Source organism: Marasmitruncus massiliensis (assembly GCF_900186535.1).
GTDB classification, from domain to species: domain Bacteria; phylum Bacillota; class Clostridia; order Oscillospirales; family Ruminococcaceae; genus Anaerotruncus; species Anaerotruncus massiliensis_A.
Map to the genome: position 1 here is coordinate 509,137 of NZ_FYDE01000004.1, position 22,837 is coordinate 531,973.

At 46.3% G+C, this 22,837-nt stretch carries 22 protein-coding genes and 2 pseudogenes; 18 read left to right on the plus strand and 6 right to left on the minus strand.

Annotation, left to right across the window (positions count from 1 at the left end; all coding sequences use genetic code 11):
• Positions 1-123: 123 nt before the first annotated feature.
• From C1A10_RS06385 to C1A10_RS06395, 3 genes and pseudogenes are all read left to right on the plus strand, one after another.
• Entirely contained in the window at positions 124-1,089 is a 966-nt protein-coding gene (locus tag C1A10_RS06385; RefSeq protein ID WP_101909458.1) for a DUF3658 domain-containing protein, read from the plus strand.
• Positions 1,090-1,144: 55 nt separating this feature from the next.
• On the plus strand, positions 1,145-1,558 hold the full coding sequence (locus C1A10_RS06390) for a DUF3788 domain-containing protein (protein ID WP_101909459.1): 414 nt from the start codon (positions 1,145-1,147) through the stop codon (positions 1,556-1,558).
• Positions 1,559-1,626: 68 nt separating this feature from the next.
• Positions 1,627-2,094, plus strand: a pseudogene (locus C1A10_RS06395) (hypothetical protein).
• Between the two features lie 253 nt (positions 2,095-2,347).
• Here the strand turns inward: C1A10_RS06395 and C1A10_RS06400 are convergent.
• Both C1A10_RS06400 and C1A10_RS06405 read right to left on the minus strand, forming a co-directional pair.
• Complete coding sequence (locus C1A10_RS06400) at positions 2,348-3,532, minus strand: DUF1648 domain-containing protein (protein WP_101909460.1); 1,185 nt, start codon at positions 3,530-3,532, stop codon at positions 2,348-2,350.
• On the minus strand, positions 3,529-3,909 hold the full coding sequence (locus tag C1A10_RS06405; RefSeq protein ID WP_101909461.1) for a GntR family transcriptional regulator: 381 nt from the start codon (positions 3,907-3,909) through the stop codon (positions 3,529-3,531). The genes C1A10_RS06400 and C1A10_RS06405 overlap by 4 nt, the downstream gene beginning before the upstream one ends.
• Before the next feature lie 280 nt (positions 3,910-4,189).
• Between C1A10_RS06405 and C1A10_RS06410 the strand changes: the two genes are divergently transcribed.
• Positions 4,190-5,080 carry a MerR family transcriptional regulator gene (locus tag C1A10_RS06410; RefSeq protein ID WP_101909462.1) on the plus strand — a complete coding sequence of 297 codons (891 nt, stop codon included), beginning with the start codon at positions 4,190-4,192 and terminating at the stop codon, positions 5,078-5,080.
• 609 nt (positions 5,081-5,689) lie between these two features.
• Here the strand turns inward: C1A10_RS06410 and C1A10_RS06420 are convergent.
• On the minus strand, positions 5,690-6,817 hold the full coding sequence (locus C1A10_RS06420; RefSeq protein WP_101909464.1) for a DUF6709 family protein: 1,128 nt from the start codon (positions 6,815-6,817) through the stop codon (positions 5,690-5,692).
• Between the two features lie 128 nt (positions 6,818-6,945).
• A complete protein-coding gene (locus C1A10_RS18445; protein WP_180951022.1) occupies positions 6,946-7,083 on the minus strand; it encodes a hypothetical protein in 138 nt (45 codons plus the stop codon).
• Between the two features lie 47 nt (positions 7,084-7,130).
• On the opposite strand from C1A10_RS18445, the gene C1A10_RS06425 reads away from it, so the two are divergent.
• From C1A10_RS06425 to C1A10_RS06495, 14 genes are all read left to right on the plus strand, one after another.
• On the plus strand, positions 7,131-8,171 hold the full coding sequence (locus C1A10_RS06425; protein ID WP_101909465.1) for an NAD(P)/FAD-dependent oxidoreductase: 1,041 nt from the start codon (positions 7,131-7,133) through the stop codon (positions 8,169-8,171).
• Between the two features lie 35 nt (positions 8,172-8,206).
• Positions 8,207-8,572, plus strand: coding sequence for a DUF4180 domain-containing protein (locus C1A10_RS06430; protein ID WP_101909466.1), 366 nt, complete (start codon positions 8,207-8,209; stop codon positions 8,570-8,572).
• A 549-nt stretch (positions 8,573-9,121) separates the two neighbouring features.
• The gene (locus tag C1A10_RS06435; RefSeq protein WP_101909467.1) at positions 9,122-9,853 is read left to right on the plus strand and encodes a FadR/GntR family transcriptional regulator; all 732 of its coding nucleotides are present in this window, start codon (positions 9,122-9,124) and stop codon (positions 9,851-9,853) included.
• A gap of 91 nt (positions 9,854-9,944) precedes the next feature.
• Positions 9,945-11,273: an ABC transporter substrate-binding protein gene (locus tag C1A10_RS06440; protein WP_101909468.1), complete on the plus strand. Its 1,329-nt coding sequence runs from the start codon at positions 9,945-9,947 to the stop codon at positions 11,271-11,273.
• A gap of 111 nt (positions 11,274-11,384) precedes the next feature.
• Positions 11,385-12,260, plus strand: coding sequence for a branched-chain amino acid ABC transporter permease (locus C1A10_RS06445; RefSeq protein ID WP_101909469.1), 876 nt, complete (start codon positions 11,385-11,387; stop codon positions 12,258-12,260).
• Positions 12,260-13,312, plus strand: a complete 1,053-nt coding sequence (locus tag C1A10_RS06450) for a branched-chain amino acid ABC transporter permease (protein WP_101909470.1) — start codon at positions 12,260-12,262, stop codon at positions 13,310-13,312. Before C1A10_RS06445 ends, C1A10_RS06450 begins: the two co-directional genes overlap by 1 nt.
• Positions 13,302-14,054, plus strand: a complete 753-nt coding sequence (locus tag C1A10_RS06455; RefSeq protein ID WP_101909471.1) for an ABC transporter ATP-binding protein — start codon at positions 13,302-13,304, stop codon at positions 14,052-14,054. Before C1A10_RS06450 ends, C1A10_RS06455 begins: the two co-directional genes overlap by 11 nt.
• Positions 14,055-14,135: 81 nt before the next feature.
• Positions 14,136-14,846, plus strand: coding sequence for an ABC transporter ATP-binding protein (locus C1A10_RS06460; protein WP_101909472.1), 711 nt, complete (start codon positions 14,136-14,138; stop codon positions 14,844-14,846).
• A 488-nt stretch (positions 14,847-15,334) separates the two neighbouring features.
• A complete protein-coding gene (locus C1A10_RS06465; protein ID WP_101909473.1) occupies positions 15,335-16,162 on the plus strand; it encodes a transketolase in 828 nt (275 codons plus the stop codon).
• Between the two features lie 13 nt (positions 16,163-16,175).
• Positions 16,176-17,099, plus strand: a complete 924-nt coding sequence (locus C1A10_RS06470) for a transketolase family protein (RefSeq protein WP_101909474.1) — start codon at positions 16,176-16,178, stop codon at positions 17,097-17,099.
• Between the two features lie 70 nt (positions 17,100-17,169).
• Positions 17,170-18,054 carry a 2-hydroxy-3-oxopropionate reductase gene (gene garR, locus C1A10_RS06475; RefSeq protein WP_101909475.1) on the plus strand — a complete coding sequence of 295 codons (885 nt, stop codon included), beginning with the start codon at positions 17,170-17,172 and terminating at the stop codon, positions 18,052-18,054.
• 70 nt (positions 18,055-18,124) lie between these two features.
• On the plus strand, positions 18,125-18,934 hold the full coding sequence (locus C1A10_RS06480) for an SDR family NAD(P)-dependent oxidoreductase (protein ID WP_180951023.1): 810 nt from the start codon (positions 18,125-18,127) through the stop codon (positions 18,932-18,934).
• Positions 18,935-19,217: 283 nt separating this feature from the next.
• On the plus strand, positions 19,218-19,400 hold the full coding sequence (locus C1A10_RS06485) for an antitoxin VbhA family protein (RefSeq protein ID WP_101909477.1): 183 nt from the start codon (positions 19,218-19,220) through the stop codon (positions 19,398-19,400).
• Between the two features lie 522 nt (positions 19,401-19,922).
• Complete coding sequence (locus C1A10_RS06495; RefSeq protein ID WP_101909774.1) at positions 19,923-20,345, plus strand: VOC family protein; 423 nt, start codon at positions 19,923-19,925, stop codon at positions 20,343-20,345.
• Positions 20,346-20,470: 125 nt separating this feature from the next.
• Here C1A10_RS06495 and C1A10_RS06500 read toward each other — a convergent pair.
• Positions 20,471-21,524 (minus strand): annotated as a pseudogene (locus C1A10_RS06500) (IS481 family transposase).
• Positions 21,525-21,814: 290 nt separating this feature from the next.
• Positions 21,815-22,192 carry a hypothetical protein gene (locus C1A10_RS18205; RefSeq protein ID WP_145997706.1) on the minus strand — a complete coding sequence of 126 codons (378 nt, stop codon included), beginning with the start codon at positions 22,190-22,192 and terminating at the stop codon, positions 21,815-21,817.
• Between the last annotated feature and the right edge of the window lie 645 nt (positions 22,193-22,837).

The window sequence follows — 22,837 nt, forward strand, 5'->3', positions numbered from 1 at the left end:
CCAATTGCGGCAAAGAAAAGTTGCGTTCTCGCTATACTTATAAAAATCAGAATGTGGAGTATATGTGTCCATCCTGTAAAGAGGTTTATCACCCAGCCAAGTTAATATAACGAGGTGAATTCAATGGTTAAAATTGTGTTCAGTGACAGCGCGGGCGGATGTTTAAAGCTGGCACAGCATTATGGTGAGGGAAAATACCGTGGCGGAGCAGTCGGAGTTATCATAAGTCATTCAGACGGCAGCAAACCGACAAAAACCGAGATTGAGAACGCACAGCGCCAACTTGGGGAAAAGGAACGCCGTGCTTGGGAAAAAGCTGTCCCCCTGGGCGGCGACTCTGCGGATGTGTTCAGTTTCAATCTTGTATGGAGCATTGGAAGTATCGGAGACAGCGGCGTTGGCATAGAACGCCTTGCCGCACTGGAGCGGCTTTTCAGCACCTATCCTGAGGATGTTGGAAAACCGGCTGCAGAAGAACTATATCTATCGGCCACAAAAAGTCTGGATGCTATCCGTAATCGGGCAGAGAATGGCGAGACTCTGCGTGTGTGGTATAGTAATCAACCGGACGAAATATGTGGGTTATATTGGCTTATGAATCTGTTGAAAAGTTGGAAACAGTCCTCTATCAAGGTCGTCCTTGTCAAACTCCCGGAATGGGAAATGGAAGAAGCAACGATTATCCGGCATAGCGGCTGGGGTGAGGTTGAACCGGGAAAGTGGCATAACTGTCTTGGTTTGCAAAAGGCTGTACCGGAAGCCTTGATCAATGCTATCGCTTCACGCTGGTCGGAACTTCAAAAAGAAAATGCGCCATTGCGTGCCGTCATAAACGGAAGACTGCAAAGTGTTCCCGAGAACTTTTATGATGATTTTATCCTACGTGAGATTGTTTTAGAAAAAAATGAATTCCGCGAAGCAAATTTGATTGGCAGAATTCTTGGGAAATATCAACTTGGCATTGGTGATGGCTGGTTGGCACTGCGTATCGAAGAAATGATTCGTGCAGAAAAGTTGGCAGTCGTCTCGTCTGCGCCGGAGGATGGACCAAGCTATCACCGGATACTGAAAAAAACGACTTGGAGATAATGAGCATTATATGAAACTTAGATTAAAGATGGACAATGTATCGGAGGAATAAGCCATGCTTGAGAAAGCACCAACTAATGAAGAAATGATTTCTTTAATTGGAGAATCCTTATTTGATGTATGGGTAAAGCTCACCAATTTAATTGAATCCAGATACGATATGGAGCGCCTTTGGAACAGCGGCGGGAAAAGATGGACATATGAGTATAAGTATCGCAGAGGCGGTAAAACTCTGTGTGCTTTATATGCGAAAGAAAATGTTCTTGGCTTTATGCTTATCTTCGGCAAAGATGAAAGAGCAAAATTTGAAGCAGACAGGAATAACTATTCATTGGAAGTGCAAAGGATTTATGATGAATCTACAACCTATCATGACGGGAAATGGATGATGTTTGAGTTAACTGATGCATTGCTATTCTCAGACATGGAAAAATTATTAATGATTAAACGAAAACCCAACAAGAAATAGCGTTTCGGCGGTATTGTAACAGGAACAGGCAGTTTAATCATCTATATGCCGATAAGGAGAGAATATCAATGGTTCATTTAGTGTATTGCGATAATACCGGAAAACGTGGAGAACGTATGTTGGATAAAATTTTAATCGGAACAACCACAATGGTGATATGAGGTGCGGCAGGCCGAAAAATTCCTCATAGCAGAGTATTTGAAGGTGAAATTCTCTATTTTATGGAGAAGGGCACGGCTGAAATTTCTGCTTATGCAGCTGTAAAGTTCGTACGAAATTATGTAAAACTTACGGATGCCGAAATTGTAAAGACTCTTGCAGATAATCAATCAAAACTTAATTTAACAGATAAACAAAAAGTCCGCTGGCATAAAAAGTGCCTGTGCCTTGTAGAATTTGAAAAAGTTCAGCAGATTGATCCGCCATTTGCGTTTGATCACCAAGGCAACATGGACGATTGGCTGATCATTGAAAAAATTGAAGATGTGGTTGTTGGAACCAGCATTCCATACAACTATGAAAAGTCAAGGTTTTAAATGATGGGTATGTGGAATCCATGGCGAGGGTGTCATAAATATAGCGAACTGTACATAGCTATATTCTAAATCAGCTCGCAGGGTTTTTGATAAGGCTAATAAATAATAAAACCTTCAAAAGGATGTTAATCTCTTGAAGGTTTTATTCAATACAATTGTCATCTTGCAGCTAATCATTGCTAGATTTAGAACTTTTAAGCTGTGATGAAATTTTTGGGCAATGAATCTAGTAAAGAAATGAACTAAAGTGGTTTTATCTCAAGAATTGCTCTGGTGCTGTGGCCCATAACACTGTAATGGTTGCATAGGTGACAACCAGTATCGCCGTCATCAGTGCCACAAACAGCTTGGCGGACAAGCGGGCGTAGTTCAGCCCTCCGTTTAGGCCAAACCGGTCTTCCACAAATACGCTGGGGTCCTCTTTATTGTAGTAGAACAGACCTAGCTTCCAAAATCGGTCGTCATCCCGGCCTGAAAAAACCTCCTTAAGCACGGGAGCATATTTCCCGTCTGCGTCTTTGGGGAGTATGGCGGGTTTCAACTTAAAGCCGGATTGCCCTGCTTTCAACGAAATAATGACAATGGGAATAATGGTCAGCAGTAGATAAACGGTCAGGCCGGTGAGAAACGGCACCGTCTCCAAATTGGCCAGCCCCATGGAAGATGGTGCCATCAGGGCTATTCCAACGGCAGTCGCCAGTGTGATCAGGCCCAAGTAATGGCTTAGAATCCGCCGGTATAAACGGTGCTGGGCGAAGGACAGTGCGGGATTTTCGGTGCTGACCTGCAATTTCATTTTGAAGATGGCCACATTGCTCAGTATAAATACTATGATCATGGCGAACCCGATCAGCGGCATGGTCAGAACCGTCAGCACGCTTTTATCGGAATATTTGTCGGGCTGCATATCAGGTCCCCAGTGGGTGGGAAACCGGTTGGGAATATGGGGGTATTGATAAGCCGCATAGGCGCAGATGCCCAACAAAACGATCAGCGAGGCAATGTACCAGCTCCAGGGCAGCCCCTTCAGCGTTTGCTTGATGAGGGCACTGGATGTGTCCGCTTTGATACGCGGGTCGGGTTGCCAGTTGTTTTTTTGCTTCATCGCTATCGCCTCTTGATGACAGGGGTAATAAATCACCAACGACAGCGCCGCATAGATAAGCGGCAGATACATCACGGTCAACATGGTGGCACCGGGCAGCAGGACAAACTGTAATATAGCTGCAGCGGCCATGACTCCCAGCAGCACAAGTCCGCGCACGGCGTATTGCTTTTTGAGTGCCTTCACCTCTGGCTGCTCATGGACCGCTTCGGGCACACGCGTGCCGAAAAGTAATGAGCGACGCAGGATGTATGGGGTGACAATGGTCATGCCCCCCATTAATAAAACTATCAATATATTGATGCCAAACATCACAGAATTAAACAGGCTCATATTCCGTTCTCCTCCTTAAACTCCTCGAAAATTGATCTGCATATATCCAAAAACGCCTGCTCGGAGACCCCTTTGCAGATAGCCTCGGCCGCCATGGGCCGCAACCGGTCGGCCAGCTTATTGGTCAAATCCTCCGCCGGGGGATTGGTCACCACCGCACCGATTCGGCGATCCATTTTGATATACCCCTCATCCCGCAGCATTGCGTAGGCCTTGTTAACGGTGTGTAAATTCACCCCAATTTCGGCTGACAGCGCCCGCACCGAGGGCAACGATTCCCCAAACGTCAGCTGACCGGACACCATGCCGATGATGATTTGTTCGTATATCTGGGTATAGATGGGAATATCGCTGTAAAATGAGATAGAAAGCAACACAGTTTCTTCCCCTCCCTTTTTTGTTATAACTGTTATACATATAATATAACAGATGATTAAAAAATGTCAATAGGGCGAAAATATTTTGCGGTAAAGCAATTTTGTATAATTGTAAAAGCAATATTCTGGATGTTTCTATCCATCTTGATTCTTCGGTAACATCCCAAGTATCTGCCAGTCAATATTTACATATGGACGCTGGGAAACAAAGATTCTTTTATTAAGACTTGACTACTCCCTTGGGGGATGGTTTATAGTGTTTTCAGAAGGAGTGTTGCATATGTTGATAAAGGAAGTATGCCGTGTATGTGACTTAACCAAAAAGGCCGTTGAATATTATGAGCAGCAAGGATTTATCAAGCCTCAGGTGTTGGATAATAGTTACCGAGATTATACAGATGCGGAAATCGCTACGCTAAAAGAAATATCGGTGCTGCGTAAGTGTGGCATTGGTATCCAAGACATCCATATAATTTTAAGCAGCAATGATAAATCGGTAGCGCTTGCACGTTATAAGCACTTAAATGAACTTAAAATGCAAAAGCTCAAGGCGGCACAGAACTGCATTGATGTCTTGATTAAAAACTACGATATTGAGAACAGCTTTCACCGTTTGCAACAGCTTGATGAGGAATGCCTGACCGTTCAGGAAAAATTGGTTCTGGCTTTTCCAGGTAACTATGGCTTATACCTTTCGTTGCATTTCGGACGATTTCTGAGAGAGCCAATCAAAACGGAAGAACAGCGTGCGGCCTACAACAAGATAGTCGATTATTTGGATAACGCGGCGTCTCTCATCCCGGATGAACTGAGCGCCTTTATGGAAGAGGCCATACAGCTTAATGAAAATGTGAATATGGAAAAGTACGAGGATGCAATGAACCTTTTATTGGAGGAAGCCATACGTGACCCGGATGCTTATTTCCGGAATCTGAAGGTGGAGGAATATATCGCTTACCGCACTTCTGCGGAATTCAGGCAGTCTCCGCAAGGAAAAATGACGGATTTAATGCTGGAATTCCAGAAAAATAGCGGCTATCATGACGTGTTTCTTCCCAATTTAATGATATTGAGCCCGGCATATAAAACGTATTGCGAGAGACTTGAGTCGGCAAACTCGGCATTTGTAGAAAAATACCCACAGGCTGGAGCTATTTACGGAATTGAGTAACGCATGGGCATGCTGGCTTCACAACCAAGAAGCCAGCATGCTTACTTACATATATCCCTACAACGCTCCAGTCAAAACTTGCATAAAGACGGTGTACAACTGCAGCTATGGATGGTATGATGATTATAGGAAAAAGCTTAAATTACTCATTATTGATATGACATACCAATAGGAGCCTAATTTAGGCTGCGCATAATGTTTATACCGATTGGTTATTTATATTACGCACAGCCCAGAGGTCTCTCTAAACTCCGCATAAGCCAAGTAATCCATCTATAAAGTAGAAATTTATTATAGCAAAGGCTGCAGTTCAAACAGGATCAAGTCCAACCATGCTAGTCGCAGTTGAGCAATACTTTCCGGAGGAGAAGCGTATCATTAAAGATGATTTAGCCTATCAGTTCCTGCCGTCCAGTATGAAAAGTATTGTTGGGCAGATGCAGCTGGACTTTGTCAGAAACTGGATGATTCAACGCAGCTGTCTGGGAAAAAGAATACGACGATTATGTAAGAAAAAAGATTAGGATTTTCGGAATGAGACCGGAAATATGGCCAAGCTATTTAAAAAAGTATGGTTGGCGGATATTGGCGGATAATAGAACAGATAAATTATATATCCGTTTCGAATGAATGCCTATGTACATCTGCAAGAGCAAGAAACGCCGGATAGTCCTTTTTATACAGCTGCATAAGTTCATCATTATAGCCGCTCAGCACATGCAGAGAGCCTGCTATTTTATCAAGAAGTTCCGGTGTGATTTCCCTATGATAGGAAGTAATGATAGCAGGTGTTCTCAGGCCCCGAAAATACAAAACAAGTTGCTGACTCTTCGCAATGGTTATAAAATATTGCTTATGACGAATTGTTTTCAAATGAGCCCATATCAACTGCTTCGTTGGAAAGACACGCCATTTCCCGCCCTGCAAAGCGACAATATAATCCAGCGTAATCAGTCCTGCATTCAAAACTGAACTGGATTGGCTAATATACAGGGGACAACCCATTTCAATATTTAAATTAATAGTGTACTCAATATTTTCAGGATTTCCCATCCTTGCCAGCTGGCGAAACAGCGAACCTTTCCGGTAATCTGCTAAATGCCATGCTTTTACAGAGATCATCACGGTAGAGATTATCGCCATCAAGAGGATCACTGCCGACAGCAGCTGATCTTCCAATCGTCCATAGCGGTTTATTGTCAACATCATGGGCGGCACAAATTGCATCATTTCTTCAAAGGATAAACCGTAAATTTCCGCCAGTATGGAAATAGTTCCTTTGTATTTTTCGTAGCTGTCACTACTTGAATACAGCGGACTAAACTTGACGTCTGCGAAATAATCCAGAATTACGGCATCATTTTGATCCTTAAGCGACGCAGGAACCAGTGCAAACAGATAGCCATCGTTATATTCTATTACAGAATATATCTGATCTAATTCATCCTCATTTCGAAAGATTTTTCGAAAAATATCGGGAAAGCTGTTGACGGAGCTGACTCCATAATCAGTAAAATAGAGCCTTGCATTATTTACATGGGCATATATGCTTTGATTTTCAAACAGCTTTTTGGCATCAGCCATACTGTTAATCTGGCAAAACGGTGAAAATACAGCCAGCATTTCGGTCCACCCTGTAAAGATATACAGCACGGATAAGAGGAAAAAGCATAGGCTGAAAAGGAGCGTTCTCTTACTTAATTGGTTTTGCAGGCGTTTGATGTAATTTTCTGTCATATAAATCTATCCTTATCGTCGTATGTTTTTAATAACAAGTATTTTAAGAACCTGATCCTTTGCCAAAGTCTGGATTTAAACTCCTTCAGCGGGTCTCTTAATATTAGATCGGTCAAAAGTTATGAAAATTAAACATAGAACATCATGCTGCTCACCACGCGGAACATCATGGCTTCAGCCGGAGTCGGTCCAATATCGAACAGCTTGTTGCCCACGCTGCTAATTCTTTGAATCTTATTTGTCTCAAGGAAAATTTTATGATACACTGATGACGTCCGCCGGTTTATATAACTTTTTATAGGAGAAAATTAAGATGTTCGATGTGATAATTATTGGTGCAGGCCCGACAGGCTGTACCGCCGCACGCGAATTAGCCTGCAATGGATATAAAGTATTACTGATTGAAAAATTCAAAATGCCAAGAAATAAATCTTGCTCTGGTATCCTTATAAAAAAGTCAATGAATTTGGTCCGGCAATACTTTGGCGAAGATGCACCGGACTTTACTATGTGTGCACCGACTGATAACCGAGGCATGATTTTTACCAGCGATAAAGGTCATGAGTACCGTTTTGAACAGGAAGGATTAAATATATGGCGCAGTTCCTTCGATTACTGGCTGGCAACAAAAGCTGCCGAAACTGGTGCCGAACTGCGCGACGGAACCACAGCCCTGTCATGTGAGGAACAGGAAAACTATGTCCTTGTAAATCTTAAGGGCACTTCTTTCTATTCTGAAAAAGCAAAAATAGTTATTCTATGTGACGGTGTTGTAGGCTCTGTTAAGCGAAAACTTGTACACGCGCCGCAACGCTATATAACCACTTACCAAACCTTCAATAAAGGGTCCATCGATTTGGATCACCATTATTTTTATGCTTATTTACAGCCGCATCTATCGGAATATGATGCGTGGTTTAACGTAAAAGATGGCTACCTCATTTTTGGCGTGTCTGTTAAGGACACAAGTAAACTTGAAAATTATTACTCCGAATTTATTGCCTATATGGGAAAACACCATAACGCAAAAATTGAAAAGCAGGAGAAAACCGAAAAATGGCTTATGCCACACATTATGTCCGGATGTCCTATAGAATACGGAAACGGAAAAGTGTTGTTTGCAGGTGAAACAGCGGGATTTCTAAACCCTATGGGCGAGGGCATTTCGGCAGGAATGGAAAGCGGGTATGCGGCTGCAAAGGCGATTGAGGAAATAGATTTGAACAGCGATATAGATATGGTAGAGTTATACACTTTTTATCAAAACAACACTTTTGCATTGAAAAACTATATGGAACGACAATGGAATTTTGTTGCGAATATGTCGGAAACTTTCAACTACATGAAATTATGAGCATAGTGTATGAGAGAAAAGGAGAAAATTCAATCATGAATATAAAAAAGATCAAGGTCAGCGATACGGAAATAGCGCTTGTCAATAGTGATGAGGTTTGTATTTCGGATGGGCAAACTGCACTGGACTTTATGATGTCTGTAAATTATGAAACAGGATGCCATTCCATTGTAATAAACAAAGCTGCTGTTGTTGAAGAGTTCTTTGTTTTAAGCACAGGGGTTGCCGGTGAAATTTTACAGAAGTTTATCAATTATCATTTCAGGCTTGCGATTATCGGCGACTTTTCAGGCTATATAAGCAAACCGCTGAAAGACTTTATTTATGAAAGCAATAAAGGAAAAGATATCTTTTTCGTATCTTCCGAACAGGATGCTATAGAGAAGTTGGGCAGAGTATGAACTTAGTACTATAATGTACACCCGATGTTGTCATATCCGACCAAAAGGATGTTATTACCATTGAAGTCTAAAGAATTATAAATTCAAATTGTACTTTTTAATTAGCTAACATAATGAAAATAATAAAAGAAAAAGTGGCTTAAACGTAATGTTTAAGCCACTTTTTGGTAGTTGCGGAGATGGGATTTGAACCTACGATCTCTGCAATATAAGAACATCTCATTATTTCCACTAGGCTTTGTTGCAAATAAACCAACAAGAAATTTGTCTTTTGCTTTAAATTTTGGGTTGTCGGTGGAGCTTGCAAAAATTTCACCTTTCCTTCGTTTAGCAAACGATATGTAGCATTTTTCCGATCATGTTCTTCGGTTTATTAACGCTATGTCTGCTATGAGCTACTCATTGAACGGATATTCCTTATTCTCATCTTTTGATTAGATATATTCACTAAATAATATCAACTAATGTTTGGAATTACTGTGCATTGACATTGCGGAATGATATTATATAATATTAACATAGTCAACCTGTGATACAGGTAGTCATCTTATGAGTAGTGTAGTAGGGCATAAACCATCAGGAAATGCGGTGATTGCGGTGATTGAGCGAATTGAGCATGTCAGCCTGAGCGGTCAGGTGCTGGAACAGATGAAAAAAATGATACGTTCACACGAATGGCCGCCGGCGTCAAAACTGCCGTCGGAGAGCGATTTGAGTGCGATGTTCGGGGTTTCGCGGGTGACGATACGTAACGCGCTGCACAGGCTTGTCGGGCTAGGGCTTATTGAAACGCGATTCGGTGACGGATCGTATGTTGCGCGGATTGACGAAAGCAGCGGGCTGAACAGCTTAATCCCGGTCGTGTACTTAGAGGAAAACATCGAAAGCATACTTGAATTCAGACGCGAGTTTGAGTCCGGTGCGTGCGCGATAGCGGCGGGACGTGCCGAGACGGAGGATATAGAGGATTTGCGGCGGATGCTCGCGAAAATGCTTACTTTGCAAAACGACCGCTCCGCACTCGCGGATGCTGATTTGAAGTTCCACTACCGCATTGCCGCGATATCGCGCAACAGCCTGATTATCAAGACATACGAAATTATCAGCGAGGTTTACGCAGCGCATATGAAACGGGTAGTGCGGGCTATCGGCGGAGAAGCGGGTTGCTATTACCACGCCATAATCGTGGACGCGCTCGAAGCCGGGGACGCGGAAAAAGCGCGTAGATTTATGTATGAACATATTGCGTCGAATGAGAAAATTCTGCAAAGAGGAAAATAATAAGGTCTTAACTGCCAATTCTCTATTTTAGGGTTTATGCGCCGTCCTGGCGCTGAACGATAATATCGTGAAATCGAAAAGGAGATGCATTATGAAAAAGAAACTGGCACTTATCCTTGCTGCGATTACGGCACTTTCCGTCACGGCGGGATGTTCCGGTGACAAAGCGTCATCGTCGGCAAGCGAGGCGGCTCCCGCAGCGTCAAGTAAAGCAGCTTCCGCTGATACGGCGGCATCAGGCGATCCTGTCAAGTTCCTTGTTTATGCCTGCGTATCGGGCGGCACGTCCGAATCGGGCCGTCAGTGCACACTCGCGGCTGAAACGGCGCAATGGTACATTAATGAAAAACTCGGCGGTTTCCCATCTTTGGGCGGACGCCCCATCCAAATTGAAGTCCTCGACTCCACATCCGATGCGGCTACGGCGACTCTGCCGCTTGAACGTGCTCTTTCCGCAGGCGGCTATACGAGCGTTATTGGCAACTCCAACTCGTCCATCGCGCTGACAATGCTCCCGATACTTGAAAAATACAAGGTGCCCACAGTCACGGGCGCGGCGGCAAACAAGGCTGTTTCTGAACAGGGATGCTCTTTTGTGTTCCAGCCGGCGGCTACGTCAAGTTCGTTCATTCCCACACAGCTTGATTTCCTCGCCGAATACGCGGATCTCATCGGTAAGGACGTCAAAGACCTGAAACTCGGTCTGCTCTATTCCAATGATGCGTGGGGCACAGACCAGTCCAACAATACCCGCACACAGGTCGCGGAGCGCGGACTCAACCTCGTTTCCGACGAAGGCTATGAGGGCAGTTCGTTTACAGACGCGACACCGCTTATCACCAAGATCCAGAACGCGGGCGTTGATGTTATCCTTCCGAGCGCGTACCCGAACGACCTCAAACTGATCTTTACGGCGATGAATACGCTGAACTACCACCCGCTCGTAGTCGGCGGCGGCGCGGCTATGACCTGGCCGTCACTCTATAAAGACCTTGGCGACAACGTAAACGGGCTCACTTCTGTTGATTCCTGGTGCTGGGACCAGAAGGGCGCAACCGAAAACACCGGCTGGATGGAAATGAACGCCTACTATGAAGAGAAAAATAACGAATTCCTTGCAGGTCAGGGCGGACCGACTCTCTTCTCGATTATGCTTGCTTATGAAGCGGTTGAAAACGCGAAATCCGACGATCCCGTCGCGGTTCGCGACGAGCTTCGCAAGCTCAACAAAGACAACAGCAAATGGTTTGGCGTTATCAACGGCGACGGCGACTTTGATGACACAACAGGTCTTAACACTGGTTCCCGCGCTATCATCCTGCAATGGCAGAACGGCAAACCCACAAGCATCTATCCGCCGGAATACGCGACAGGCGTAGTGCTTAACCCGGACACAATGAAGCCTTTCACATTAAGCTAAAAGTTTAAGCGTTTACGGGCGCGCGCCGCGCGTGCGCGCCCGTCCTTAACCCTTCGTCTACGCATCGCGTACTTGGGAAATCACCCCCCGTAAAGAGGAGAATGATAAAAAATGCTTCAGGTTATAATTAACGGGCTGTTAATCGGCGGGGTTTATTCGCTGGTCGCCGTGGGAATAACGATGATTCACGGTGTTATGAAAATAGTCAACTTCGCTCAGGGCGATTTTCTGGCTATGGGACTTTATTTTACTTACGCGATGTATTCGCTTATGCCGCAGGGGAGCCTGCCTTACTGGCTGCTTGTTCCGGTGGGCGCGGCGATGTACCTCGCGGGCTGCATCTTCTTTTCCACCACCATCAGGAAGGTTATCGGCAAGGGCGACAGCAACTATATTTTGCTGACGATAGGGCTGTCTTATATTATACAGAACCTTATTCAGCTCATCTTCGGGCCCGACTTCAAGAGTGTGGCGGTATCAGACCAGCTCCGTAATGGGGCGGTCGCGATCGGGGGCGTGTCGCTTTCCACCGCGAGAATTATCGCGTTTGTCGCGGCGGCGGCGTTTGCCGTGTTCGTCAACTGGTTCCTCGGCTCAACCGACATCGGCAGGGCAATGAGAGCGACGAGCGAAAACCGCGTCATAGCCGAGTCCCTTGGAATAAAGACGAGCGTCGTCTTTATCACGGCGTTCGCTATGGGTACTGTATTCGCGGGGATCTCGGGGCTGCTCATCTCACCGATCTTCCTGCTTTCCCCGAAAGTGGGCTCGCAGTTTTCCATCATAGCGATGTCCGCGATGGTTCTCGGCGGATTGGGCAACATCAAGGGAGCGCTTGTCGGCGGGCTGATTATCGGGCTGGTTGAATCGCTGACAAGTTCATATGCCGGCGTGCTTCTGGCTCAGGCGGCAATTAACGCCGTACTGATGCTGGTGCTGATCTTCAGACCGTACGGACTTTTCGGGAAGAAAGGACGTGCGTCGTAATGATTAAGGATATTTTTAGCCCGGCAAGTATCAAAAAACATCCCATTGCGCTGATATTTATCGTAGCATGCCTGATTTTCCCGTTTGTGATAAGCAGGACTTATTTTACGCGCGTGCTTATGGAGGTCTTCTTCTTTGCCGCACTCGGCAACGCCTGGAATATCATCGGCGGATACGGCAAGCAGACATCATGGGCTTCGTCGACTTTCTTCTCAATCGGCGCGTATACCACCATCATACTGTTTGCCGGTTCGGGGCAGGCGGGCGGGAAGATTATCCCCGCGCTTGGCGTTTCCCCCTGGATAAGCGTATGGCTCGGAATCGCGATTGCCGTTTTGTTCGCCGTAATCATCGGCTGGCCGTGCTTCAGGCTTCGCGGAGTGTTCTTCTCCATAGCGACCATCGCCTGCACGACAATCTGGCGGCAGCTGTTGATTTACTATGAGCGTTTCACAGGCGGGTCGCTCGGACTTACTTTCAAAATTCGCAGCGGCAATACGCTTTGGGGGCTGCATTTCGACACGGATTTGCCTTACTATTTCGTGGCGTTCGTGTGGATGATTATCACCACGCTCATTATCGTGTATATTGACAGCCACAAACTCGGGTATTATCTGAGGGCTATTTGTGAAGATCAGGACGCGGCGGAATCACTGGGAATGAAATCGCAGAACGTCAAACTGCAGGCGTTCATTATAAGTTCTGCGATGATGGCGTTTACAGGAATGCTCTACGTTTTCAAGACAGGCTTTGCCGATCCGAATACGCTGGCGTCGCAGGATATGTCCGTGCGTATCGGCATCGTGGCAATTCTCGGCGGTATGGGCACAATCTGGGGGCCGACGGTCGGCGCGCTTATCACGATACCCCTGCTGGAACTCTCCAATGCCTATTTGCAGGACTTCGGTGGCGGCGGCGCGGGCTGGGCGCTTTACGGTTTGCTCATCGTGATTATGGTTCTGTTCAAGCCGAACGGTATCGTTTCGCTTGTTGACGACATCAAGGCGAAGTTCCTCGCCAAAAAGGCGGTCGGGGGTGACAATGTTGCCTGATAACTGTAAAAAGATCATCGAACTGAAAAACGTGGATAAGTCTTTTGGGGGCGTACACGCCATCAACAATTTGAGTTTCTCCGTATACGAGGGCGAAATTCTCGGGCTTATCGGACCGAACGGCTGTGGCAAAAGTACGTCCGTCAACCTTATGACAGGCGTTTATATTCACGATAAAGGCGAAATCATCTATTACAACGCCGACGGCGGGGCTGTCGCGCTCAAAGAGCAGTCCGTGCCGGACAGGGCGAAACTGGGTATGGGGAGAACTTTCCAGACCCCCAAACCTTTCGCGGATTTGACCGTGTTTGAAAACATTTATACGATCGCTATGCTGTATAACCGTACGCTCAAAGAGGCGTATAAGGCAGCGGAAGAGATTGTGAAGTTTGTGCAGCTCGACGACATCGCGGAGCAGAAATGTACCAAGCTGCCCATCGAAAAGCGCAAGTGGCTTGATATGGCGCGCGTGCTTGCGACACGCCCGCGAATCCTGATGCTGGACGAGTGCCTCGCGGGGCTTACCCCGAGCGAGATGGAAACAAGCCTTGATATGGTCCGCAAAATCAACAAGCAGGGCATAACGGTTCTATTTATCGAGCACGTTATGTCCGCCGTGACCAAACTGTGTAACCGCGTGGTCGTTATGGAGGAAGGTCACTTTATGACAGAGGGCGATCCCCTTGAAGTGATGAAAAAGCCTGAAGTGATCAGAGCGTACTTAGGGGAGGATTACAAATGAGGATACGGGATTTGATGTTTCGGGGACTGGGGACAGTGAGGGATCATGTGAGAATTCCGGGGAAGATGGGGTGGACTGTATATGGAGATGCTTAAACTCGAAAAGGTCTGCGCTGGTTACGGCGACCTGAAAATTCTCTTTGACATCAGCCTTTCGGTAAACGAGGGTGAAGTTGTGGCGCTTGTCGGCTCAAACGGCGCGGGCAAAACAACAATCCTCCGCACAATATCGGGCGAAGTAAAAATTCAGTCGGGCTCAATTTCCTGGTTCGGCGGCGACCTCGCGTCAAGGCCCGCCCATTCCCGCGCCGAGATGGGCATCGCCCACATCCCGCAGGGGCGCGGAATCCTCAGCAGCCTTTCCATAATGGATAACCTGATTCTTGGCTCTTACACAAAGCGCACAAAGTCAAAACGGCAGGAACTGCTGAAAACGGTTTTCGACACATTCCCGATTCTCAAAGAGAGGGAAAGCTACCCTGCCGGTACGCTGTCGGGCGGCCAGCAGCAGATGCTTGCCATCGGGCGTGCGATGATGATGGAACCGCAGCTTCTCATCCTCGACGAGCCGTCGCTCGGGCTCGCGCCTATCGTCGTGGACGAGGTGTTCCATATCCTGAAAAAAATGAAAGAAAACGGTTCGTCAATGCTTATCATCGAGCAGAATCTCGTCAAGGCGCTGCAAATTGCCGACAGAGGTTATGTCCTTGAAACAGGCAAAGTCGTAATGGCCGACAAGAGCGCGGAACTGCTCGCCAACCCCGATATACGCAAAGCGTATTTGGGAATTTGATCATTGATAGTTGTCAGTATATGAGCCGCTTTGCGGCGGATTGTATTGGCGAAACGGAGGCAGATTCTGAAAGCGTTAGTATACAAGGTCCCCAATCGCCGCGCTGAAACCCGGAGGAACCTGCGTATGGATAGGCAACAGCGCGAAAAACGTCGAGGTCAATATGCAGAGCGTGGTTACGCGCGCGCTTAACGTCAAGGGAACGTACATTTACTCGCACTCGGAATTCGGAGAGGCAATCGAGTTTATACGCGACACAAGCCCGATCTTTCCGCGCTTATTTCCCGCGAGGTTTCCCTTGACGAAGCCCCCGGAATGTTCAGGGAACTTGCGGAGCACACGGAAAGATATCTCAAATGTGTGGTTAAATTTTAATTGGTCTCGCGGCGGTGTTCGATCACCCGCATGAAATAACTGCGAAATTTATATTACGGGTCTGCGGCAAAATTACGCCGCGGGCGTGAAATCTGAAACGGAGGTCGATTTTTATGGCCTATCCAAAGGAATTATTGGATAGCATCAAAGCAAAGGCGCAGACTTTACGCCGCGACGTGGTAATCAGTATGGGAGTGGGTCACGCGGGGCATCTCGGCGGCTCGGGCTCTTCTGCAGACATTGTCGCGGCTTTGTATTTTCACAAGATGAACCATGACCCCAAAAACCCGAAGAAACCCGACCGCGACCGTTTTCTGCTCAGCAAAGGGCACGCGGCGATCCTGCAATATTCGGCGCTTGCCGAGGCGGGATATTTCCCTGTTAATGAGCTGAAGCACACCAAGGAAATCGGCGCAATGCTGCAAGGGCACCCCGATGTCCGCAAAACTCCCGGAATTGAGGCCGGCACAGGCTCTCTCGGGCAGGGGCTTTCCATCGGGCTTGGTATGGCAATCGGACTGAAAGAGGACAAAATTCCCGCGAAAGTCTATGTAATCTGCGGCGACGGCGAAATTGCCGAGGGCCAGATATGGGAAGCGGCTATGGCGGCGAAGGTTTTCAAAGCGGATAACCTTGTGGCGATAGTAGACCAGAACACATTGCAGGCGCAGGGCAAGGTCTGCGACCGCTTTGACACAAACCCCCTGCCTGAAAAATGGAAAGCTTTCGGCTGGAATGTCATCGAGATAGACGGGCACAACATCGCGGAAATCCTTACCGCGCTCGACGCCGCCGACGAAGTCAAAGGCCAGCCGACGGTGATTATCGCACACACAATCAAAGGCAAAGGTATCAGCTTTGCCGAGGGTGTCGTAGGATTTCATAACGGCATTCTGACGGATGAAACATACCAAAAGGCTCTTGACGAGCTTGAAGCGTAAGGGGGGCTTGACAATGGGCTATGTAAACCAAAGAATGGCATACGGCGAAACGCTTGTGGCGCTCGGTGAAAAAAATAGAAATATTTTCGTGCTTGACGCTGATCTGGGCGGCTCTACGATGGGCAAACTTTTTGAGCTTAAATATCCGAAACGCCACCTTGAAATGGGGATCGCGGAAGCAAATATGACCTCTGTCGCAGCGGGGCTTGCCCAGACGGGCAAGATTCCTTTCATCAATACCTTCGCCGTATTCGCGGCGGGACGCGCCTATGACCAGATTCGCCAGACAATCGCGATAGGCAAGCTCAATGTAAAAATCGTCGGCTCGTCCGCGGGGCTTTCCGATTTCGGCGACGGCGCGACACACCAGAGCGTCGAGGATATGGCGATTATGCGGGCCATTCCGAATATGGTTGTAATCAACCCCGCCGACGCCAACGAAACGGTAGAGGCGACAAAGGCGATAGCGGATTACGACGGCCCCGTCTATCTGCGTGTTAACCGCAACGATTACGATAATGTCACCCCCGAGGGCAAACCGTTCAAAATTGGCGAGCCGTCTGTGCTCAAAGAGGGCGGAGATGTTGTTGTGTTTGCGACGGGTTATGCGGTGAGCCTTGCCCTCGCGGCGGCGGAAGCGCTTGAAGGCAAAGTTTCCGTTAAAGTTGTCAACGTCAGCACAATTAAACCGCTTAACAACGAGAAAATCATCGCGCTTGCCGCCGATTGCGAAGCCGTTGTCACAGCGGAGGAGCACAGTGTCGTCGGCGGACTGGGCGGCGCGGTCGCGGAAGCGCTGCGTAAATCACGCAAGCCGATTGAGTTTGTCGGCGTTGAGGATACATTTGGTTGCAGCGCGCACAATTACAATGAGCTGCTCGAACATTTCGGCATTACGAAAGACCACATTGTCAAGGCGGTTTTGTCGGTGAAATAGATGACCGGCAACGGCGTCAACTGAAAGGGATTCAAAAGGGACAATGCCCTTTTACGGAGGTTTATGTTATATGAAAATTGGATTTATCGGGCTTGGAATCATGGGCAAGCCTATGGCAAAAAACCTGCTCAAAGCGGGATATGACTTGACCGTGTTCGACGTTGTGAAAGCAAATGTTGACGATGTTGTCGCCGCCGGGGCCAAAGCTGGCGCATCCGCGAAAGACGTGGCCGCTGTTTGTGATGTCGTGATCACGATGCTGCCAAACTCCCCGCACGTCAAAACGGTAGTCTGCGGCGCTGGCGGCGTTCTCGAAGGTGCGAAATCCGGGCTTATTCTGATCGATATGTCCTCTATCGCCCCGCTTGCTTCAATTGAGGTTGAAAAAGCCTGTGCCGAAAAAGGCGTCAAAATGATTGACGCGCCTGTTTCCGGCGGCGAACCCAAGGCAATCGACGGAACGCTCGCCATTATGGCGGGGGGGGACAGGGCAGTACTTGAAAGCGTCAAACCCATACTTTCCCAAATGGGATCAAGCGTTGTATATTGTGGAGAAATCGGCGCGGGCAATACGACAAAGCTCGCCAACCAGATTATAGTCGCTGTGAATATCGCGGCTGTCGCGGAAGCGTATACCCTTGCCCAAAAAGCGGGCGTAGACCCTGCTCTCGTCTTTGACGCGATTAAAGGCGGGCTTGCCGGTTCAACCGTTATGAACGCCAAATCCCCGATGATGCTTGATGGCAACTTCAAACCGGGTTTCAAAATCGATCTGCATATCAAAGACCTCGGCAACGCGCTTGATACGGGTCACGGCGTAGGTTCGCCGCTGCCGCTCACCGCGTCCGTTATGGAAATGATGCAGACTCTGCGTGCCGACGGCTGCGGTCAGGATGACCACAGCGCGCTCGCGAAATATTACGCGAAAGTGTCTGGAACAAAAATTGGCAAATAAAAAACAACAAGAGGCTATTACACACGGAGACGGCTTTGGCGGCTGTCCCCGTTCAGGGGAGGAATATATCATGGGTATAGCTGAAAATTTGCTCAAACTGTTTTCACTTGAAGGGAAAACAGTCCTGTTCACGGGAGCGGGCGGCGGTATCGGCGGGGAACTTGCCTCGACGCTGGCGGGGGCGGGCGCGTCCGTCGCGCTGTGCGATATAAACGCCGACGCTTTGGGCAAGCGCAAAAAACTCATTGAAGACGCGGGCGGCAAAGCGTCGGCCGTTATTCTTGACGTTACAAAGCGCGAGAGCATTGACATAGCGGTAAAGGCTGTCGTAGCTGAATACGGGAAAATAGATATTCTCGTAAACTGTGCGGGAATCAACAAACGCGAAGGACTTGCCGACGTTGACGAAGCCACCTACGACAAAATTATGGCGATCAACCTTAAAGGTGCGTTTTTTGTTTCGCAGGCTGTCGCGCCTTATATGAAAGAGAAAAAGTACGGAAGCATCATCAACATCGGTTCGCATAATACGGGACCTATCCTAGGCGGGTGTTCCGTTTACGGCGCGACAAAATGCGGGCTTCTTTCGCTGACGCGTTCTATGGCGGTAGAATGGGCGAAATACAATATCCGCGCCAACTGCATCAGCCCCGGGCATATCAAAACGGACCTTACAACCGTGACCTGGGCGCACCCGACGCGCAGCAAGTACCTTCTCGACCGCATTGCGCTTAATCGCCCCGGCTATCCTGAGGACATTTCGGGCGTGTGTCTGCTCCTTGCCTCGGACGCTTCATCCTATATCACCGGCTGTGAATACCGCGTTGACGGCGGTTGCGTCTGCGGCGGTCAGCCGTGGGATTATGACACAAACTTTTAACCGTTCGGGATTAAGAGCGGTTACGAGCATTCAGATCAGGGAATCTGTTGTTCTTTCGTAGGGGCAGGTTTTATCGCCTTCGGTAAAACTGTTGGTTGCGATCATGTTTTATGTGATAACAAAATGGCAGCAAGAAGCGGTGGTAATGTTACCACCGCTTCTTGCTGTAAAAATAACTACCGGGAAAAATCTATTATGGGGAGAAACGAGCAGAGAGAGGAAACCTATTGATTGCACAGTTCTTATCAATCGGTTATACTAGAAACCAAGGAGGTGTTTTCAAGTGACTGAACGTACAAGAAGAAATCTTGAATATACCCTGTCGACTTTCGCAGTGGAGGGATTAAAGCCGAGCAAAGAAGCGGTTCGTCTTTATGAGCGCATGGATGAGGGGAAATTGTCCCTGAAAGATGCCATAGCGGCCATTGAACGCAAGCATGGCGTAGCGGGTGAAAAGCGTGCCTAACAGTTTCGGAAAATATGATGTCTATACCGAAACGGGGTCTTTATACTGTTATAAGGATACTCATGTCCTGTGTCCTGAAAAATCGGTATGGTATTCGTGACACGGATAAACTGAAACAGGTCGAACAGGACATTGTCGGTGCAAAGCAGCAGTATCTTTTGTTAAATCCTGTGCAGGGGCGGTATACAGCCAGCCATCTATCCTTGTTACACATAATCCTAATATTGCAATTGCATGTGATGCTAAACAAATTGTATACTGTCACATGGATAAAGAATCGCATACCCTTAGTTATATTTCTGGAGCTATCGAGGATCCCATTACAAAAAAGCATGTTGTAGATGTTCTTGAGGGCACTATGCTAGCTTTTAATCTTAGGCAAAAAAAGTATGATAAAGTTAAATAATGCTGTATTATATTATCAATAGGTATGAAGTGCTAATTTTCCATTATGTTTATGACATGCCTCGATTGTATGCTATTTATAAAATAATAACTCACAGAGAATTGGGGGACAAACAAATGATACAAGCAGTGGTACATATTGCTTTGGTAGTAAAAGATTATGATGAAGCCATAGATTTTTACACAAAGAAACTCCATTTTGAATTAGTGGAAGATACATATCAACCAGAACAGAACAAGCGTTGGGTCGTTGTGTCCCCGTCGGGTTCAAATGGGACTACTATTTTACTTGCAAAGGCTTCAAAACCAGAGCAGGAACCATTCATTGGAAATCAGGCTGGCGGAAGAGTATTTTTGTTTTTAGGGACGGATGACTTCAACAGAGATTTTGAAGATATGAAACGTCGTGGAATCGAATTTGTCAGAGAACCTGCTGCACAAGAGTATGGAGTAGTCGCTGTATTCAAGGATTTGTACGGAAACTTATGGGACTTAATTCAATTTAGCCAAAGCCACCCTATGTTACATAGAGTTAAATAAATTTTTATTTTACGAATAGGCCGAATTATTTATAAAATAGTTACTTGACTAATGGAAACTGCAGAGAAGTTGAAGTTATAGTACGGGCTCAATCTGTACTTCGAATAATGGTACTAACTGTATAACTAAGAGTCATGTCTAACAGATGAAGCGAATTCCAACACGGTATCAAAAGGGCGTTTCCCACGGTTTCTGTAACCCCTGTGAGGTCGTTGGGTGTTATAGTGGACGAGCCACTGGTCTAAGTCCTCCTGCAGCGCCTCCACATTTTCATAAAAGTTCTCACGGAAAGCAATACGAAAAAACTCGTCCAGCACAGTCTTATTGAAGCGTTCAATAAAGCCGTTGGTTTTGGGGGATTTGACCTTTGTCCGCCGGTGCTCGATGTCGTTTAGGGCAAGGTAAAGCTCGAATGGATGGTTCTCGGTTCCACAGAACTCCCTGCCATTATCGGTCAAAATGGCACCGACAGATAGTCCGTGTTTCTGATAAAACGGGAGCACATCATTATGGACCAGCGCAGCGGCACACTCCGGCTTTTTGCCGGTATGAAGGAATCCAAAGGCATAGGAGCCGTATGTATCAACGCAGGCATGCAGATATACTTTTCCGACCCCTTTCAGGTTACCGACAAACATGGTGTCCTGGCACAAAAGTTCACCTGGGTGCGACGATTCCACATGCCGTTCCTTGAAACAGGGGTTGTATTTTTCTATCTTAGCCACCCTGCTCGGCAGTCAACTCTATGCCTGTCTCCAGATGGCGTTCTTCCACCTTGAGCCAGCGATCGTAGACACTCGCCATGTCATTGCGGGTGAGGATCTTTTGTACGGTAGGAGAACTGACCGAAATCCCTTGCAATTTCAAAAAATCAGACAGTTTCACGCAGCCCCAGGACGCATGAGCGAGGCTGCATTCCAGAATAGCAGCTTCTGTTTCGGGGGTTGTCTGATTGGGCTGCGACTTGGGAATAGGCGGCATGTCCTTGAGCCCCTCCAGCCCATGCGTCTGAAATCGCCGCTTCCATTCATAGAAGCTCGTCCTGTCCATACCCCCGCGACGGCATGCTTCAGAGATATTCCCGAGCATCTCGGCCATTTCCAATACGCTCAGCCGCTGCTTTGCTATTTTGATTGTCGGATCTTTTTCTACAATCTTTCCTGCCATCTTTCCTGCCATCTTTATCTCCTCCAACATCAATATATCATCTGTTTTGATGTTAGACAAGACCATTAGTCATACATCCATGCCGCTCAAAGTTTTGCCTTATCTGCGAATATTCCATAAATTCGTCTCCGACCTCACTAGTATTACTTTTATGCGAATTCCTGTTTAGTTGCGCACTATATAAAAAATCTGAATTTATACTGAATACTATTTTGCTTACATGTGCTGAATTGGAATAAGTAAACATTATGCGAAGTTCGGAGAGTTTACTGAGTTTCTCAATTTTCTCATACTGTGCCCTACTATTTATAGGTATTTTTAATCGGTTTGCTAAATGTAAATTCTATTATTTTTATTCCAAAATAATCTTTTAATTGTTTTTCTGTAAGTGGAGTATTTTCTATGCGCGTTACGTTTGAGGATTCACTATATTCTTCGAGATATGCAATTCGAGGTTTGTCTCGTGTGCGCCCAGATATATCCTCTCCCATATAATAATCTCCTGTGCCATAGTCAAGCCAAACCTCACTTCTATTATTAACCCTTGCAGGGTTTAGAACAGATGGAACGTTTTCAATACTTATAATTGAAATTCTTTTTGTTCCGCTTTTTAAATGCTCATCCCAAGTTCGAGGTTTAGTAAACCAAGTAGAATGATCAAATCCACTAAACTTGCACACAACAGTATCTTCTATGTCGGACGTTTCCCATTAAATTCATATATAAAGTGAAATGGAAACTCACCATCTTCTATAGTGGGAACTGTCTGTGTTTCTTCATAACCGCAATGCGTCATTGCCAATAAAATAACTATAATAGTAGTTATTATATAGAAGAATTTTCGAATACTAACACCACCTAGTATAAATAATGCGTTTTAAGAGCTTAAGCAGGTCATAAACATAATAAGCAACTTAGATTAATTAATCCTAATATAAAAGCATTACAACTAAAACAATGAACAGAACCATGATCTCTATAATCCAAATAATATAAGTATATTTGTAGTTCAAATTGCAAATATAAACTTTATTAGGGTATTTCTCCCAATATTTTATTTTCATTATTTCATTTTTATTCCCAGGTAATGTATAAAGAGGAATTTTTGACGATATTTTTATTGATTCTTGATATAAATAAAATTGAACTGTATAAAAATAATGATATGGTATGCGGTAACTCTTTTCTGCTTCAATTAATTTTGCTTCTCCCTCAATCCCATATTTAAGTATTTCATTATTTGCCTTTATATAATAATAAGAAACTATAGGTTTAATTATTACGTAAACCATGCAAAATAATATTGCTATTAGCTCTTTTACATC